We start from the raw sequence: 17165 nt of genomic DNA, 5'->3' as shown, positions 1-17165 counted from the left end.
CGGCCCGGCGGAACGTCGTCGCCGGGCCGTATCTTGGCCGGCTTCGGCCGGTCATTTGCGCAAAAGAGGCAAGAGGCGTGGCTGACCAGACTTCGACCACGAATGCGTGGCCGGCAAATTCCGTACCGACCGATCTGATCCCGCCCGGCCGCAAACGGCTTGGTTGGGCCCTGATGGCCGTCGCGACGCTCGGCCTTCTGGCAACGATCCTGGTGCAAATCCTCTACAAGAGCGAGGTCGACACGATCGGCTTCGAGACATGGCGGCCCGTGGTCTACGCCTATGTGCTGTGGGGCGTGGCACTCGGCGTCGGCCAGGTGCTGACGCGCGGCGAAGACGGCCAGCGGGCGCTGTTCCTGCTGCCGGCGCTGCTGTTCACCATCGCCATGGTGATCTTCCCGACCCTGTTCGGCTTCTACATCGCGCTGACCGACTGGAACCTGAGTTCGTTCTCGGGCCGCAAGTTCAACGGGCTCGACAATTTCTGGCAGATGCTCGGCGATCCCTATTACCGCAACGCGCTGTTCAACATGGTGCTCTATGTGCTGGCGGTGCTGGTCGAATATGTCATCGCCTTCGGCTTGGCGCTGCTGCTCAATGCGCAGATCCGGGCGCGCAAATTCTTTCGCGTCGTCTTCCTGATGCCGCTGATGCTGTCGCCGGTCGCGGTCTCGTGGATGATTGGCAAATCGCTGATGGAGTACCGGTTCGGGCCGGCGGCGACGCTGGCGCGGCATCTCGGCTGGGACAACCCCGCTTTCTTCTCCAACCCGATCACCGCCCGTATCTCGATCATGATGCTCGACGCCTGGACCTTCATCCCCTTCATGATGATCATGCTGCTTGCCGGCTTGCAGGCGATGTCGCGCGAGGTGCTGGAGGCCGCGCGCGTCGACGGCGCCACGGCCTGGCAAACCTTCTGGCAGGTCACCTTCCCGCTGATGCTGCCGGTGTCGGTGACCGCCGTCGTGTTGCGCATCATCTTCAAGCTGAAACTGGCAGACATCATCATCACGGTCACCTCGGGTGGTCCCGGCGGCGCCACCGATTCCGTGTCGAGCTTTATTTATCGCGAGTACCGGGACCGTTCCAATGTCGGCTACGGCACGATGCTGGCGATGGCCTATCTCGTCATCATCGTGGTGTTCGTGACCTGGCTGCTGAAGGTCGCCAACCGCTTCGTGCGCAATGTGAACTAGTGCGGCAGGGATCATGAGCGTTCAGACCACCGACTATACCGTCTCCGAAATCCGCTCACCGGCGAGCTTCATCACCAGCCGCGTCTTCATCTATGGCGCGCTTGTGTTCTGGGCCTTCATCTGCCTCTTTCCGATCTACTGGACGATCACGACCTCGTTCAAGTCGGCGGTAGACGTGACCCAGGGGCATCTGATCCCCTTCGTCGACTTCCAGCCGGACTGGAAGGGCTGGCGATCGCTTGGCCTGTCGCCGGATTCGATCTTCCAGACGTCGACCGTCCGCGACGAATTCTTCAAGCGCTTCATGAATTCGGTCATCACTTCGGTCGGCGCGTCGAGCCTCGCCATCGTCATCGGCAGCCTCGCCGCCTACGGCCTCACGCGCTACCGCTATCACTTCGCCTGGTTCAAGAACGAGGACATTTCCTTCTTCTTCCTGTCGCAGCTCATCCTGCCGCCGGTCGTGCTCGCACTGCCGTTCCTGGTGCTTTACCGCGAAGTCGGACTGCTCGACACGCGCATCGGGCTGATCCTGCTCTACACGCTGATGGTGCTGCCGATCGTCATCTGGATCATGCGCGACCAGTTCAATTCCATCCCGGTCGAGCTCGAGGAAGCGGCCCTCGTCGACGGGTTGTCGATCTGGGGCGCGTTCTTTCGCATCGTCATGCCGATCGCCCTGCCCGGCATGGTCGCGGCTTTCATCCTGGCGATGGTGCTGTGCTGGAACGAGTATTTCTTCGCCGCCCTTTTGACCTCGACCGACGCCAAGACAATTCCGGTCATGGTGGCGAGCCAGACCGGTTCGCAAGGCATCAACTGGTGGTCGATGGCAGCGCTTGCCACGGCGGCAATCGCGCCCTTGGCCGTCATCGGCATCGCGCTGGAGCGCTACCTGATCATGGGTATGACCGCGGGAGCGGTGAAATAGGCGGCGCCGTCCTTACCTTCTCCACAAGGGAGAAGGAGAACCGCGCTAGCCCCTCAGGATCGTGCGCAGGTGATCCATGATCATGGCAACGCCCTCTGCTCCGAGCGCAGCCGAGGCATCCGGAGCGCTGGCCGTATACCAGCTCGTATTGTCGGCGAAATGGCCGGCATCGACAGCCTCAGGGCATAGCGCCAGCATCAGCGAGGTCTCGCCGATGCCGGCATGATCGAACGGGTACTTGCCGTTCATCTCGGCCGGCATCAGCGGATGCACCTGCACCCAGTTGAAAAAATTGCTGCCCTCGGCATGCTCGGCATAGTAGGCGGCCATCGCCTCGGAGCCCCACCAGCCTTCACCTCGTTCCTTCTCAAGGAAGCGGAAGATCGCCTGACGTCCGGCGGCCTTGAAGGCGAGATCGGTCGGCATGCCGGCGGCGAAATTCTCGGTCTGGTGGTGGATTATGGCGTGGATGTTGCGAAAACCGATGCGCAGCAGGCTGTAGAACAGTTCCTCCGCGAAGGGCGCCAGTTGATTGCCGCCAACCTGCACCGAGCCTGTGCCCTCCGGCGGCGCCACGGCGTAGCTCGCCGCGCCGTAGTAGAAGGGCGGCAGGATGACGATCTCCCGCTCCTTCTCAAACAGCTCCAGCGTCTTGACGACCGCCAGCGTGTCCATGCCGACCGCCATGTGCTCGCCATGGTATTCGAGCACGCCGAGCGGCAGGGCGATCGGCCAGTTCTGGGCGATCGCCTTGCGGATCTGGTGCGGCAGCATCAACTCGTAGCGCATCGCACTACTCCATATTGGTGTGACGGGCCCGCATCGCCTCCGGCGAGGCCGCGGTCAGACCCCTGAGTTTCAGCACCATGACCTCGAACAGCAGGAACAGCGCGCCTTCGAACACCGATCCCATCGGCAGGACCGATGTTTTTTGCGGACCCTGGTCGTCGGCCATGGTCTGCGCCGGCACGAGCAGCGTGAAGTCGGCCAAGCGCGCTGCACTGCCGCCGGGCTGAGCGGTCAGAAGCAGAACCGTCGCGCCGGCCTGGCGCGCCACCTGCATCAGGGTTAGCACGGTCGCGGTTTCTCCAGGCCCGGAACTGACCAGGAAGACATCGCCCTGCGCCACGGGCGGCGTGGTCATGTCACCGACCACCGACACCGGCAGGCCCAGATGATGGAGCCGCATGGCGAAGCCCTTGACCTGCAAGGCCTCGCGGCCGCAGCCGTAGACGACGATCTGCCGTGCTCCTGCAAGCATCTCGCAGGCGGCATCGATCCGGCCGTCGTCGACGCGCGCCAGCACAGTGCCGAGCTCGTCCAGAGCGGTCCTGAACATCTGCGAGCCCCCATCGCTCACGACGGTGCCGTCCAACGATCCGAGGTCGAAGAAGAGTGGAAATTCCCGGTCACGTCTCTCCCCGAACAGCTTGTTTTTATTCATGCTATCACCGCCAAAATCCGTGTCCAACGCCCCTGCGCGCTTTTGCTGTGCCACGAGCGTGATAGTGTCATGTCAGACAAATCAATGAGGCAAACGGCAGGATATGAAGACACGGCATTTCGACCGCATCGGCAATGGCGGCATCAGCTTCACCGAACTCGGCTTCGGCACGGCGCCGCTCGGCAACCTCTACCGCGCGGTCTCCGACGAGGACGCCAATGCGACGCTGGAGGCTGCATGGGCGACCGGCTGCCGCTATTACGACACCGCGCCGCTCTATGGGCTTGGCTTGTCGGAGACGCGGCTCAACCCCTTCCTGCGCGGCAAGAAGCGCGACGACTACGTGCTGTCGAGCAAGGTCGGCCGCATCATGCGCGCCTGTCCGCCGCAAGAGCGCACCGGCATCGGCAAGTTCTTCGACACGCCGTCGCGCAAGGAGGTCTACGACTACAGCTATGACGGCGTGATGCGCTCCTTCGAAGCGTCCCTGGAACGGCTCGGCGTCGACCGCATCGACATTCTGTTCGTGCACGACGTCGACATCTTCACCCATGGCAGCAAGGAAGCGTCCGACCAGCGCATAGAGGAGTTTATGCGCTCCGGCTATTACGGGCTGCTTGCCTTGCGCGACCAGGGCGTCATCAAGGCCTTCGGTGGCGGCATCAACGAATGGCAGGTTGCCCAGACATTGGCCGAGCGCGGTGATTTCGATCTGTTCCTGCTCGCCGGCCGCTATACGCTGCTCGAGCAGGAGGCGCTGACATCCTTCCTGCCGCTCTGCCAGAAGCGCGGCATCGGCATCGTTTTGGGCGGCCCCTACAATTCCGGAATCCTGGCCACGGGGCCGAAGCCGGGTGCCTTCTACAACTACACCGAAGCGCCGCGGGACGTGCTCGACCGGGTGGCGCGCATCGAGGCGGTCTGCCGACGGCATGACGTGCGCTTGATCGAAGCAGCGCTGCAGTTCCCGTTGCTGCATCCGTCCGTCGTGTCGGTGATCCCCGGTGGCCAGCGGCCAAGCGAGGTCGAAAGCAATCGGTCACTGCTCGATGCTAGACTGCCGGCGGCACTCTGGGCCGACCTGAAGAAGGACGGCCTGATGCGGGCGGACGCGCCGACCGGGTAGCTCGCAATCACGAACCTATCGACCAGTAGGAGCGCAAAAGAAAAGCCGGGGCTTGCCCGGCTTTTCTGATATTTTGAAATTTAAAAAAGGCGCTTAATTGACGGCGTCCTTGAGACCCTTGCCGGCCGAGAACTTCGGCACGGTGCGCGCCGGGATCTTTACTTCGGCGCCGGTCTGAGGGTTGCGGCCGGTCGAGGCTGCGCGCTTTGACACGGTGAAATTGCCAAAGCCGACAAGCCGGACATCGCCGCCCTTCTTCAGTTCGCCGGTGATGACGGAGAATACCGCATCGACAGCCGACTGCGCGTCACCCTTCGAAATGCTCGCGGCGTCGGCAACAGCGGACACCAGTTCGTTCTTGTTCATAAAAATTCCCTTCCATGAGAACACCGGAACTCACGACTCATCCGGCAGGAAACGGACTTTAGAAAGAAGCGCTCGCGCAACCAAGTCGAAAAGCCGGGAAAGAATGGAAAAAAGCCCGGAATTCCGGGGTTTTTCACATGAAAAAGCCGGGCGCGAGGCCCGGCTTTCTGTTTGTGCGCTGCAACTTTAGCAAGAACTAATGCGCAAGCGACTTTCCGGCGTCATCCGCAGTGTCCGTCGCGGCAGGAGGATTGACCGGTTCGACCCATTCGATTGGCTCCGGCATACGCACCAACGCGTGGCGCAACGCCTCGCCGACCCGCGAGACCGGGATGATTTCCATACCGTTCTTCACGTTGTCAGGAATATCCGCCAGATCCTTGGCGTTGTCTTCCGGGATCAGCACTTTCTTGATGCCGCCGCGCAGTGCGGCAAGCAACTTCTCCTTCAGACCGCCGATCGGCAGCACCCTGCCGCGCAGCGTGATCTCGCCGGTCATGGCGACATCGGCCCTGACCGGAATGCCGGTCAGCACGGAGACGATCGCGGTCGCCATCGCCACACCGGCCGACGGCCCATCCTTGGGCGTGGCACCCTCCGGCACGTGGACGTGGATGTCGCGCTTGTCGAACAGCGGCGGCTCGATGCCGAAATCGAGAGCGCGCGAGCGGACATAGGAGGCCGCCGCCGAAATCGATTCCTTCATCACGTCGCGCAGATTGCCGGTCACCGTCATGCGGCCCTTGCCGGGCATCATGACGCCTTCGACCGTCAGCAGCTCGCCGCCGACTTCCGTCCAGGCAAGTCCGGTGATGACGCCGACCTGGTCGTCTGCCTCGACCTGACCGAAGCGGAAGCGCGGAACACCGAGATAATCGGCGAGATTGTCCGCCGTGATGTTCACAGTCTTCTTCTTCGTCTTCAGGATCTCGGTCACCGCCTTGCGCCCGAGCTTCATCAGCTCGCGCTCCAGGCTCCTGACGCCCGCTTCACGGGTGTAGGTCTGGATGATGGCGCGGATCGCGTCCTCACTGACGGAGAACTCCTTCGGCTGCAGCGCGTGATCGCGCACCACCTTCGGCAGCAAATGCCGCTTGGCGATCTCGATCTTCTCGTCCTCGGTGTAGCCGGCGATACGGATGATTTCCATGCGGTCCATCAAGGGCGCAGGGATGTTCAGCGTGTTCGCCGTCGTCACGAACATCACACTCGACAGGTCGTACTCGACCTCCAGATAGTGGTCCATGAACGTCGAGTTCTGCTCGGGGTCGAGCACCTCCAGCAAAGCCGACGACGGATCGCCGCGGAAATCCTGGCCCATCTTGTCGATCTCGTCGAGCAGGAAGAGCGGATTGGATTTCTTCGCCTTCTTCATCGACTGGATGACCTTGCCGGGCATCGAGCCGATATAGGTGCGGCGGTGACCGCGGATCTCGGCCTCGTCACGCACGCCGCCCAGCGCCATGCGGATGAACTCGCGGCCGGTCGCCTTGGCGATCGACTTGCCGAGCGAGGTCTTGCCGACGCCGGGAGGGCCGACGAGGCACAGGATGGGCCCCTTGAGCTTCTTCTGGCGGCTTTGCACGGCGAGATACTCGACGATACGGTCCTTGACCTTGTCGAGACCGAAATGGTCGGTGTCGAGCACGTTCTGCGCGAACGCCAGGTCCTGCTTGACCTTGGAGTTCTTGCCCCACGGGATCGACAGGATCCAGTCGAGATAATTGCGCACCACGGTGGATTCCGCCGACATAGGCGACATCGTCCTCAGCTTCTTCAATTCGGCTTCCGCCTTTTCGCGGGCCTCCTTGGAGAGCTTGGTCTTCTTGATGCGGGCCTCGATCTCGGCGGCCTCGTCGCGGCCGTCCTCGCCTTCGCCGAGCTCCTTCTGGATCGCCTTCATCTGCTCGTTGAGGTAGTATTCGCGCTGCGTCTTCTCCATCTGGCGCTTGACGCGCGAGCGGATGCGCTTCTCCACCTGCAGGACGGATATCTCGGCTTCCATGAAGCCCATCGCCTTTTCCAGCCGCTCCTTGACCGAGAGCGTGGCCAGCATCTCCTGCTTTTCAGGGATCTTGATGGCGAGGTGCGAAGCGACCGTGTCGGCGAGCTTGGAATAGTCGTCGATCTGGCTGGCGGCACCAACCACCTCGGGCGAGATCTTCTTGTTGAGCTTGACGTAGTTCTCGAAGTCGGTGACGACCGAACGAGCCAGCGCCTCGACCTCAACCTCTTCCTCTTCCGGCTCGACCAGCGCGGTGGCGCGGGCCTCATGGAAGTCGGGACGGTCGGTGAACGCGGTGATTTTCGCGCGCGAGGCGCCTTCGACCAGCACCTTGACGGTGCCGTCGGGCAGCTTCAGCAATTGCAGCACGTTGGCGAGCGTGCCGATATCAAAGATGGCATCGGGCTCCGGATCGTCATCGGCGGCATTCATCTGGGTGGCGAGCAGGATCTGCTTTTCCTGACCCATCACCTCTTCCAGCGCCTTGATCGACTTTTCACGCCCGACAAAGAGCGGAACGATCATGTGCGGGAACACCACGATGTCGCGCAGTGGGAGGACTGCGAAGACGCCGTCGCTGGGAGCCTTGGTTATTTTGGCCATTGTCCAACCTTTCATGTCGCGGCCGCCAATCGGCCAACCGCGAATCTTATATTAACGACCGGGGATCGTTCCGCCTACCACCGTTGTGACGGGAGTTTTACAGCACAGAAATCGGGCACCTCGGCCTTCTCGTGTTAGGTGGATGCAGGAGGGCCAAAGATCAAGAGTTAACATCGCCGGCTTTCCATTCCCTCGCGAAGGTCGCATGCCTCTCATGGCAAAACGGCGCCCCGAGGGCGCCGTTCCACAAAAATATGGGTTCAAGTGGCATGTCAGGCGCTGACATTGCCCTTCTTTTCCTTCTGTTCGGAATAGATGTAGAGCGGCCGGGCACTGCCGGTCACCACTTCTTCCGAAATCACCACTTCGCGCACGCCTTCGAGCGCCGGCAGTTCGAACATGGTGTCGAGCAGGATCGCTTCCATGATGGAGCGCAGGCCACGCGCGCCGGTCTTGCGCTCGATGGCGCGCTTGGCGATTGCAGACAATGCGTTCTCGTGGAAGGTCAGGTCGACATTCTCCATCTCGAACAGCCGCTGGTATTGCTTGACCAGTGCGTTCTTCGGTTCGGTCAGGATCTGGATCAGCGCCGGCTCGTCGAGGTCTTCCAGCGTCGCCAGGACCGGCAGACGGCCGACAAACTCGGGAATGAGGCCGAACTTCAAGAGATCCTCTGGCTCCACAAGGCGGAAGACATCGCCGGTGCGGCGATCCTCGGGCGATGCCACGGTGGCGCCGAAGCCGATCGAGGTCTTGCGGCCACGATCCGATATGATTTTGTCCAACCCGGCGAAGGCGCCGCCGCAGATAAACAGGATGTTGGCGGTGTCGACCTGCAGGAACTCCTGTTGTGGATGTTTCCTGCCGCCCTGTGGCGGTACCGAGGCGACAGTGCCTTCCATGATCTTCAACAGCGCCTGCTGCACGCCCTCGCCCGACACGTCGCGGGTGATGGAGGGGTTATCGGACTTGCGCGAGATCTTGTCGATCTCGTCGATGTAGACGATGCCGCGCTGGGCGCGTTCGACATTGTAGTCGGCCGACTGCAACAGCTTCAGGATGATGTTCTCGACGTCCTCGCCGACATAGCCGGCCTCGGTCAGCGTCGTGGCATCGGCCATGGTGAAGGGCACGTCGATGATGCGGGCCAGCGTCTGCGCCAGCAGCGTCTTGCCGCAACCGGTCGGGCCGATCAACAGGATGTTGGACTTGGCCAGTTCGACATCGTTGTTCTTGCCGGCATGGGCGAGGCGCTTGTAGTGATTGTGGACGGCCACCGAAAGCACGCGCTTGGCGTACGGCTGGCCGATAACGTAGTCGTCGAGAACCTTGAGGATCTCCTGCGGGGTCGGCACACCCTCGCGCGACTTCACCATCGAGGTCTTGTTCTCCTCGCGGATGATGTCCATGCACAGCTCGACGCATTCGTCGCAGATGAAGACCGTCGGGCCGGCGATCAGCTTGCGCACCTCATGCTGGCTTTTGCCGCAAAACGAGCAATAAAGCGTGTTCTTGGAATCGCCGCTGTTGTTGCCGACTTTGCTCATTTTCATGTCCTTTCATGGCCGCCCGCCGATGGTCTGGCTGAAAGGGCGCATACTCTATTTATCGCGGGAATCCGCCGCCGCCAGTATCCCGGCTCCCGCAACGTATTCCGTACGAAACACAAATCAGAAAACGTGGCAATGATTCGCAGCAACCCCACACAAAGCTAAGCCGTCGAAAATCAACATAGCCTTAACGTAGGCAATCCCGATCGTCGAGGGAACAGCCAATTGTGGCCGAAATGCCGCAAGACGCGCCAAAAGCGCGTGATGCCGCCATCCAACTGCCAATATGCCGTTATGCCAGCGCCCCTTCGGCCGCTTCGCGCGACGAAATGACCTTGTCGATCAGGCCGAAGTCCTTGGCCTCGTCCGCGGTCATGAAATGGTCACGGTCGAGCGTCTTTTCAATCTCGTCGTAGCTCTTGCCGGTGTGCTTGACGTACACCTCGTTGAGGCGGCGCTTCAGTTTGATGATGTCCTGGGCATGACGCTCGATGTCGGACGCCTGGCCCTGGAAGCCGCCGGACGGCTGGTGAACCATGATGCGGGCGTTGGGCGTGGCGAAGCGCATGTCCTTGTGGCCGGCGGTCAGGAGCAGCGAGCCCATGGAGGCCGCCTGGCCGATGCACAGCGTCGACACGGCCGGCTTGATGAATTGCATGGTGTCGTAGATGGCCATGCCCGAGGTGACGACGCCACCGGGCGAATTGATGTAGAGGTTGATTTCCTTCTTCGGATTCTCGGCTTCCAGGAACAGAAGCTGCGCGCAGACCAGCGTCGCCATGCCGTCCTCGACCGGACCGGTGATGAAAATGATGCGCTCCTTGAGGAGGCGCGAGAAAATGTCGTAGGCCCGCTCGCCGCGATTGGTCTGTTCGACCACCATCGGAACGAGGTTCATGTAGGTTTCGACGGGGTTCTTCATTCGTTATCTCTTGTCTCGCGGTGGGATTCCGGCGCCGGACATGCTGGCAACTCGGGCAGAATCGGTTCTGGATCGTTATTGTGTAAATAGGATGCCGGCTCATCCTTGTGCAAGGCCGACCCCTCCTAGCCATCTGGGTAAGTCGAATCAAGCTTTCCAGGCGAGATTCGCAGCGGCGGGCGCTTCCGCAGGCTCGCGACGGCACCTGCGGCCGAAGACAGGTAGCAGTTTCTTAACGCATCACTTAACGAAATGCGCCGAAACTGCTTTTCTCGCGGACCGCTTCCCCTACAATTCAACGTTGAACTTGTGTCCACGGTTCAACAGGGGGAATGTCATGTCCAGGAAAACCGCATGCTTCGCCATGGCCGGGCTGACCATGCTTAGCTCGATTTCGCAGACGGCCGCGGGCGGCCGCGCCGTCGAATGCTATGAGCCGGTCCGCACGCCTGATGTCTATGATACCGTGTATGAGGACGTGATGATCAGTCCGCCCAGCCAGCAGGTCGATTATGAAGCGCCGATCTACGGCACGCGCGAGCGCGTGGTGATGACGGTTCCGGCACAGGTGACCTATGAGGTGGTGCCCGCAATCACCCGCACCGTCTACCACACAGTCAAGGTCGACGATGGCGGCTATTCCTGGGAATGGCGCGTCATCCACGGCCGCAAGGTGCTGTGCAAGGTCCGGCACGGGGCGCGCTATGAACGCGTCGCCGAAACGGTGGTGATCCGGCCGGAGCGCACGAGGCGCACCGTCATCCCGGCGCAATATGACAGGATCGCCGAGGAGGTGCTGGTGCGACCGGAGCAAAGGCGCGTCGTCGACATTCCCGCCGCCTACCAGACCGTCGCGCGGCGCGTGCTGGTGCGCGAAGGCTCATCCGGCTGGCGGCGCGTGCATATTCCCAGGCATTGCCAGGACTGAATTCAGGCGATTTCGGCTCGCAACCAACGTTTCAGGCCGGCAATATCGCCATCATCGACAGCCGCCGCCACGCGCCGGCCGACCGCCGCGCCGAACTTGTAGCCATGGCCCGAGCAGGCCGAGACGATCAGGCATTTGCCCGTCTCATGCGCCAGGAATTTCTCATCGTCCGTGAATGTATAGGCGCAGGTGACCACTTCGGTCACCTCATACTCCTCGATGCGGGCGATCGGCGGCGAAAACAGGTTGCGAATCGCCTCGCCCTCGCCCGGCACCGGCTGCCGGTTCCAGTCGGCGTCGCTGGTCGGCACCCTGTGCAGGCCTGAACCGAATTTCATGCCGGCACCTCGGGTCAGCGGGATCATGTAACCGTCGGTCTTGCCACCTACATCGAGGACTACGGGCGCAACTTCCCAGACGGCCTTGAGGTCCGTCGGCGGTTCGACATAGGCGAGCGCGGTTCGGTACGTCTTCAGTTCGCCGCCGAGTTCGGGGAACAATTTCAGCACCCAGGCGCCCGCAGCGACGACGATGCGGTCGGCCTGCATCGTCTCGCCGGACGCGAGCACGATATGCCCTGCCTCGGAGTCGACCGCCGTCACCTTGCTGTTCTCGTAGACGTTGGCGCGGTTGGCGCGCAGCCACTTGGCCAGGCCGGACGCGATCTTGCGGCAATGCAGCGCGCCGCCTTCCGGCGAAAAATAGGCGTAGCGGAACGAGCCCGGCTCCAGGAAAGGCCAGCGTTCGACCGCGGCATCAGGTTCCAGCAGGTCGAACGGATAGTTTCCCTCCTCCAGCCCTTCCCGGTATTCCTCGGCTTCGTCGCCCGGCTCGCGCGAGACGCAGAGGAAGCCCCTGGAATCGAGATGGTTCTCGCCGAGGTCGGCCCACATTTCGTCCCAGGCTTCATAGGCCTCGCTGATCAGCCGGCCGTAGCCGGTCCCGGCCCGGTAGGCACGGCGAATGATGCGGTGATGGTCGCCGGATGCCGCCAACGGATTGGGGATCGGCCCCTGCTCGACGATGGAAACGCTATGGCCAGCCTTGACCAGCGACCATGCGGTGGAGAGACCGGCGATGCCCGCGCCGACAACGATCACATTCATCAAATCAGACTTTCCGCAGCCGTTGCGGCTGGCTCAACGCATTGGATTGCGGCCGCCAACATACGGTCTGGAACCAGGCTGGCAAGCCGCGCTATTGGTCTGGCATGACCAAATCGACGCCATCCTACCTCGCCTTTGATCCAGCGACCCGTCACCTGAGGCTTGACCCGCACGAGCGGGCTTTCTTCCAGGATCCGTACGAGGCCTACACGTTCCTGCACGATGCATCGAATGCCTTTTTCTGGGAAGAATTCGGATTCTGGTGCTTTGGCGGCTTCGACGACGTCAACAAGCTGTTGCGCGACCGCCGCTTCGGCCGCCAGAACCCGGCGGGCATTCCCGACAGTCGTGGCATCGGCCGGGATAGAACACATCTCAAGGCATTCGACGGCATCGAAGCCAATTCCATGCTGGAACTGGAGCCGCCGGTACACACGCAGCTTCGAACACTGGTCAACCGCGCCTTCGTGTCGCGCCAGGTCGAGCGGCTGCGGCCGCGCGTGGAGGCACTCGCCAACGAACTGATCGATCGTTTCGAGCCGGGCAAGCAAGTCGACCTGCTGCCCGCCTTCGCTTCTCCCCTGCCCATCACCATCATTGCCGAGATGCTCGGCGTGCCGGTCGAAATGGGACCGCAACTGCTCGACTGGTCACATCGAATGGTCGCCATGTACGTGCATGGCCGCACTCGCGAGATCGAGGAGACGGCCAATCGCGCGGCGCAGGATTTCGCCGATTTCCTGCGCGGCACCATCGCCGAACGGCGCAAAAATCCCGGCGACGACCTGCTGTCGCTGCTGATCTCGGCGCAGGAGGACGGCCAAAAATTGTCGGAAGACGAAATGGTGTCCTCGGCGATCCTGCTGCTCAATGCCGGCCACGAAGCGACCGTGCACCAGACCGGCAATGCGGTGCGCTCGATTTTGGCGCAAGGTGGCGACCCGCGCCGTTTCTTCACCTCAGCCGAGGCGACAGCGGCCGCTGTCGAAGAATGCCTGCGCTTCGACGCGCCGTTGCACATGTTCACCCGCTACGCCTACCAGGAGATCGAAATCGCTCCCGGGATCGTCGTGCCGCCCGGCCAGACGATCGGTCTGCTGCTTGGCATGGCCAACCATGACCCTCATGCCTTTGCCGAGCCGCGGGCCTTCCGGCCGGGTCGTGTCGACCAGAAGAACGTGTCGTTCGGCGCCGGCATCCATTTCTGCATCGGCGCGCCCCTGGCCAGGCTCGAATTGCAGGTGTCGCTGAAAACCTTGTTCGAGCGGCACCCAAAGCTCCGTCTTGCCCAAAGCCCAAGCTTCCGTGACACGTATCATTTCCATGGGCTGGAAGCGCTCACCGTCGGCTTCTGAAGGAGCGCAGGCCTGAGCTGTGAGCTGCGCGCAGCTCACAGCCTGATCACATACTCCTTGCGGGTGGTTTCAAGCACTTCCCAGCTTCCCTTGAAGCCAGGTCGCAGCACGAAGCTGTCGCCGGCCCTGACGGTGCGCGCTTCGCCACCCTCCTCTTCGATCACCGAAACGCCGGAAAGGATGTGACAGAATTCCCATTCGTCGTAGACGATGCGCCACTTGCCCGGAGTCGATTCCCAGATACCGGCATAAAGACCGCCTTCGCGCTCCTCGACGTTCCAGGTGCGGAATTTCGGATCGCCTGAGATCAGGCGATCGGGCGCCGGCGCGCCTTCTTCGGCGTCGACAGAATCCGTCGATATCGTCAGGTAATGCTCGGACAGGATTTGCCTCCATGAAGAACCGGCCCCGGGCCGGCTCGCCTTACCCCGGCGTTTTGCGCCGACCCTCCTACGAGGGGGAGGCTAGATCAAACTTTGGCGAGTGCCTGTTCGAGATCGGCGACGATGTCGGTGACGTCCTCGATGCCGATGGACAGCCGCACCGTGTCCGGTCCCGCACCCGCCTTGACCTTCTGCTCGTCGGACAGCTGTCGGTGCGTGGTCGACGCCGGATGGATGACCAACGACTTGGTGTCACCGACATTGGCCAAGTGCGAGAACAACTCCAACGCTTCGACGAATTTGACGCCGGCCTCGTAACCGCCCTTGAGGCCGAAGGTGAAGACCGCGCCGGCGCCTTGCGGCGAGTATTTCTTTTGCAGGGCGTTGTTCTTGTCGCTGGGAAGGCCGGGATAGTTGACCCAGGCCACCTTGGGATGGTTGGACAGCCAGCCCGCGACGGTGATCGCATTGTCGCAATGGCGCTGCATGCGCAGCGGCAAGGTTTCGAGGCCTGTCAAAATGAGAAAGGCGTTGAACGGCGAAATCGCCGGGCCGAGATCGCGCAGGCCAAGCACGCGCGCGGCGATGGCGAAGGCAAAATTGCCGAAGGTTTCGTGCAGCACCAGGCCGCCATATTCGGGGCGCGGTTCCGACAGCATCGGGTACTTCCCTGATTTCGACCAGTCGAACGTGCCGCCATCGACGATGGCGCCGCCGATCGAGTTGCCGTGACCGCCAATGAACTTGGTCAGCGAATGGACGACAATGTCGGCGCCGTGCTCGATCGGCCGGATCAGGTAGGGCGAGGCCAGGGTGTTGTCGACGATCAGCGGCAGGCCATGCTTACGCGCGATGTCGCCGATCTTCTCGATGTCGACGAAGGTGCCGCCGGGATTGGCCAGGCTCTCGATGAAGATCGCCTTGGTCTTGTCATCGATCTGGCTCTCGAAGGTTGACGGATCGTTCGCTTCGGCCCAGCGCACCTCCCAGCCAAAGTTCTTGAAGGCATGGCCGAACTGGTTGATCGAACCGCCATAGAGCTTGTTGGCGGCAACGAAATTGTCGCCCGGCTGCAACAGATTGTGGAACACGATTACCTGGGCGGCGTGGCCGGACGCCACCGCAAGGGCGGCCGTGCCGCCCTCGAGCGCCGCTATGCGTTCTTCGAGCACCGCCTGCGTCGGGTTCATGATGCGGGTGTAGATGTTGCCGAAGGCCTTCAGCCCGAACAGCGAGGCAGCATGATCGGCGTCGTCGAAAACAAAGGAGGTCGTCTGGTAGATCGGCGTGGCGCGTGCGCCGGTGGCCGGATCGGGCTTGGCGCCGGCATGGACGGCGAGCGTGTTGAAACCGGGCGTGCGGGTCACTGAAACCTCCCTCGAAAAAACTTCTGAAATTCGCCGGCCATTCTTGGCCAAGCTCAACCACGAATGCAAAGAAGAAAATACCCTTCGGCGTGTCATCTTCGACCAGGCAGCAGGAAAATACGGCTCCTGCCGGAATAATTTTGCGCCTTCCCCTTGTCTATTTTTGCCGCACGCCGAAACTCTGGAATCCCGACCGCATCAGCGGCTTCTTCGACGACAGCACACCGGAATTGACCCCGGTCCAGCCGATCTCGCCGGACAGCTTGCCATATTCGATCTTGGGGCAGCGGTTCATCACCACCTTAACGCCGGCGGCTTCGGCGCGTGCGGCGGCTTCGTCGTGGCGCACGCCGAGTTGCATCCAGATCACTTTCGGCAGGGGATCGAGCTTCAGTACCTGGTCGACAACGCCGGCCACCGCCGCCGAGGCGCGAAAGATGTCGACCATGTCGATGGGCTGGGCAATCTCGGCAAGGCTGCCATAGACCGTACGGCCGAGTATCTCCTTGCCAGCATGGCCCGGATTGATGGGGAACACCTCAAACCCCTTGGCCAGCAGGTATTTCAACACGAAATAGCTTGGACGAACGTCGTTGGCGGACGCGCCGACCATGGCGATGGTCTTCACCGAATTGAGGATGCCGGCGATGTAGGCGTTGTCATAGCTATCGTGATTCATGGCTCGTCCTCATACAACGCCTCGGCGAGAAAGCCATCAGGATCACTGCTGAAATCGCGCATCATGCGGAAGTGGTCCGTATCACGAAAATCGGTCGAATCTAGCCCGAACCGGCTGATGCGGAACAGCCGCGCGCCTGGACAGGCCATCAGCAGCGGCGAATGCGTCGCCATGATCACTTGCGCAGTGCCCGACCGATCCATGCGCCGCAGCATCTTGAGAAGTTCGATCTGGCGCGATGGAGACAGCGCACTTTCGGGCTCGTCGAGGATGTAGATGCCTTGCCTGCGGCAACGTTCCTCGAAGAAGCGGATGAACCCTTCGCCATGCGACCAGGACAGAAAGTCGGGCGGAGGTGGCTTGAACGGATCTTCCAGGGCCACCTGGTCAAGATAGCGAGCCACCGAGTAGAAGGATTCGGCGCGAAAGAACCAGCCGGCGGTGACTTTTGGCAACCAATGGCCACGGAAGGTATCTGCCAGCGCGGCACCACTCCTGTCGATGGCGCCGGAATGGTCGACAGGCCGGTAGCCCTTGCCGCCTCCGGCTTCGTCGTAACCGGCGAGCGCGCCGATCGCCTCGAGCAATGTCGATTTGCCGGTGCCGTTCTCACCGACGATGATGGTAATTGGTGTGGTGAATTCGAGTTCGAAGGCGTGACCGCGAAACAGCGGCAGGTTCCACGGGTATTTTTCCCAATCGGTCACCCGCTCGGAATCGAGCAGAATGCGCTTGAGATAGGGCGCCTTGAGCCGCGTCAACTGCCTGCGGTGAGCCATCAATCGGGCAGCGAGATCGTACCGTCTTCCGCGATCGGAAAGGCCGGGTTGTGCGCCACTTCCCAGACATGTCCGTCGGCATCGGCGAAATAGCCGTACCAGCCGCCCCAGAAGGCACGGCCTGCCGGCTTGACGATGCGGCCGCCGGCCTCTTCAGCCATCGCAAGCACCGCGTCGACTTCGGCATCGGAGCGGGTGTTGTAGGCGAGATAGACGGCGGAAGGCGCCTTGGCGAAGGTGATGCCGGAATCCTCCTCGGCGCTGACGCGCGGGAACAGGCCGAGTATAACACCACCCATCTGGAAGAAGGCGACGCCATCGGTGATGCCGGCATGACGCTTCAGGCCCATCGTCTCGTAGAAGCGCACCGCACGATCGAGATCGTCGGTGGCGATGGTGATGATGGAGATGCGCGGCTCCAT

The 17165-nt window shown here is 61.9% G+C and carries 17 protein-coding genes; 5 read left to right on the top strand and 12 right to left on the bottom strand.

Annotation, left to right across the window (positions count from 1 at the left end; genetic code table 11):
- Positions 1–77 precede the first annotated feature (77 nt).
- Entirely contained in the window at positions 78–1199 is a 1122-nt protein-coding gene (locus FJ867_RS08620; protein ID WP_140521848.1) for a sugar ABC transporter permease, read from the top strand.
- Positions 1200–1212: 13 nt separating this feature from the next.
- Positions 1213–2130, top strand: a complete 918-nt coding sequence (locus FJ867_RS08615) for a carbohydrate ABC transporter permease (RefSeq protein WP_140515758.1) — start codon at positions 1213–1215, stop codon at positions 2128–2130.
- A 45-nt stretch (positions 2131–2175) separates the two neighbouring features.
- Here the strand turns inward: FJ867_RS08615 and FJ867_RS08610 are convergent, their stop codons facing one another.
- Both FJ867_RS08610 and FJ867_RS08605 read right to left on the bottom strand, forming a co-directional pair.
- Entirely contained in the window at positions 2176–2919 is a 744-nt protein-coding gene (locus tag FJ867_RS08610) for a creatininase family protein (RefSeq protein WP_140515756.1), read from the bottom strand.
- Positions 2920–2923: 4 nt separating this feature from the next.
- Positions 2924–3469 carry an SIS domain-containing protein gene (locus FJ867_RS08605; RefSeq protein ID WP_140515824.1) on the bottom strand — a complete coding sequence of 182 codons (546 nt, stop codon included), beginning with the start codon at positions 3467–3469 and terminating at the stop codon, positions 2924–2926.
- Between the two features lie 208 nt (positions 3470–3677).
- Between FJ867_RS08605 and FJ867_RS08600 the strand changes: the two genes are divergently transcribed.
- Positions 3678–4700, top strand: coding sequence for an aldo/keto reductase (locus tag FJ867_RS08600; protein ID WP_140515754.1), 1023 nt, complete (start codon positions 3678–3680; stop codon positions 4698–4700).
- A gap of 93 nt (positions 4701–4793) precedes the next feature.
- Here the strand turns inward: FJ867_RS08600 and FJ867_RS08595 are convergent, their stop codons facing one another.
- The 4 genes from FJ867_RS08595 to clpP all read right to left on the bottom strand — a co-directional run bounded on the left by FJ867_RS08595 (position 4794) and on the right by clpP (position 10146).
- Complete coding sequence (locus tag FJ867_RS08595) at positions 4794–5066, bottom strand: HU family DNA-binding protein (RefSeq protein ID WP_006201846.1); 273 nt, start codon at positions 5064–5066, stop codon at positions 4794–4796.
- Between the two features lie 196 nt (positions 5067–5262).
- Positions 5263–7674: an endopeptidase La gene (gene lon, locus FJ867_RS08590; RefSeq protein WP_140493937.1), complete on the bottom strand. Its 2412-nt coding sequence runs from the start codon at positions 7672–7674 to the stop codon at positions 5263–5265.
- 272 nt (positions 7675–7946) lie between these two features.
- Complete coding sequence (clpX, locus tag FJ867_RS08585) at positions 7947–9221, bottom strand: ATP-dependent Clp protease ATP-binding subunit ClpX (protein ID WP_140493939.1); 1275 nt, start codon at positions 9219–9221, stop codon at positions 7947–7949.
- A gap of 295 nt (positions 9222–9516) precedes the next feature.
- The gene (gene clpP, locus FJ867_RS08580) at positions 9517–10146 is read right to left on the bottom strand and encodes an ATP-dependent Clp endopeptidase proteolytic subunit ClpP (RefSeq protein ID WP_027028064.1); all 630 of its coding nucleotides are present in this window, start codon (positions 10144–10146) and stop codon (positions 9517–9519) included.
- A gap of 337 nt (positions 10147–10483) precedes the next feature.
- Here clpP and FJ867_RS08575 point away from each other — a divergent pair, with 337 nt between their 5' ends.
- The gene (locus tag FJ867_RS08575) at positions 10484–11074 is read left to right on the top strand and encodes a hypothetical protein (RefSeq protein WP_140817096.1); all 591 of its coding nucleotides are present in this window, start codon (positions 10484–10486) and stop codon (positions 11072–11074) included.
- A 2-nt stretch (positions 11075–11076) separates the two neighbouring features.
- Here FJ867_RS08575 and FJ867_RS08570 read toward each other — a convergent pair whose 3' ends face one another.
- Positions 11077–12180 carry an FAD-dependent oxidoreductase gene (locus tag FJ867_RS08570; RefSeq protein ID WP_140817094.1) on the bottom strand — a complete coding sequence of 368 codons (1104 nt, stop codon included), beginning with the start codon at positions 12178–12180 and terminating at the stop codon, positions 11077–11079.
- A 104-nt stretch (positions 12181–12284) separates the two neighbouring features.
- On the opposite strand from FJ867_RS08570, the gene FJ867_RS08565 reads away from it, so the two are divergent.
- Positions 12285–13535: a cytochrome P450 gene (locus FJ867_RS08565; protein ID WP_140817092.1), complete on the top strand. Its 1251-nt coding sequence runs from the start codon at positions 12285–12287 to the stop codon at positions 13533–13535.
- 35 nt (positions 13536–13570) lie between these two features.
- Here FJ867_RS08565 and FJ867_RS08560 read toward each other — a convergent pair whose 3' ends face one another.
- From FJ867_RS08560 to FJ867_RS08540, 5 genes are all read right to left on the bottom strand, one after another.
- On the bottom strand, positions 13571–13921 hold the full coding sequence (locus FJ867_RS08560; protein WP_181165167.1) for a cupin domain-containing protein: 351 nt from the start codon (positions 13919–13921) through the stop codon (positions 13571–13573).
- 83 nt (positions 13922–14004) lie between these two features.
- The gene (locus FJ867_RS08555) at positions 14005–15285 is read right to left on the bottom strand and encodes an O-acetylhomoserine aminocarboxypropyltransferase (RefSeq protein WP_140493947.1); all 1281 of its coding nucleotides are present in this window, start codon (positions 15283–15285) and stop codon (positions 14005–14007) included.
- A gap of 157 nt (positions 15286–15442) precedes the next feature.
- Positions 15443–15964: a CoA-binding protein gene (locus tag FJ867_RS08550; RefSeq protein ID WP_140521835.1), complete on the bottom strand. Its 522-nt coding sequence runs from the start codon at positions 15962–15964 to the stop codon at positions 15443–15445.
- Positions 15961–16743: an AAA family ATPase gene (locus FJ867_RS08545; RefSeq protein ID WP_140521833.1), complete on the bottom strand. Its 783-nt coding sequence runs from the start codon at positions 16741–16743 to the stop codon at positions 15961–15963. The genes FJ867_RS08550 and FJ867_RS08545 overlap by 4 nt, the downstream gene beginning before the upstream one ends.
- A complete protein-coding gene (locus FJ867_RS08540) occupies positions 16743–17165 on the bottom strand; it encodes a VOC family protein (RefSeq protein ID WP_140521831.1) in 423 nt (140 codons plus the stop codon). Before FJ867_RS08540 ends, FJ867_RS08545 begins: the two co-directional genes overlap by 1 nt.

This window comes from Mesorhizobium sp. B2-5-3, assembly GCF_006441005.1.
In the GTDB taxonomy this organism is placed as follows: domain Bacteria; phylum Pseudomonadota; class Alphaproteobacteria; order Rhizobiales; family Rhizobiaceae; genus Mesorhizobium.
The sequence above is the reverse complement of the archived record's forward strand: the minus strand, read 5'-3'. Positions and strand labels throughout refer to the sequence as shown.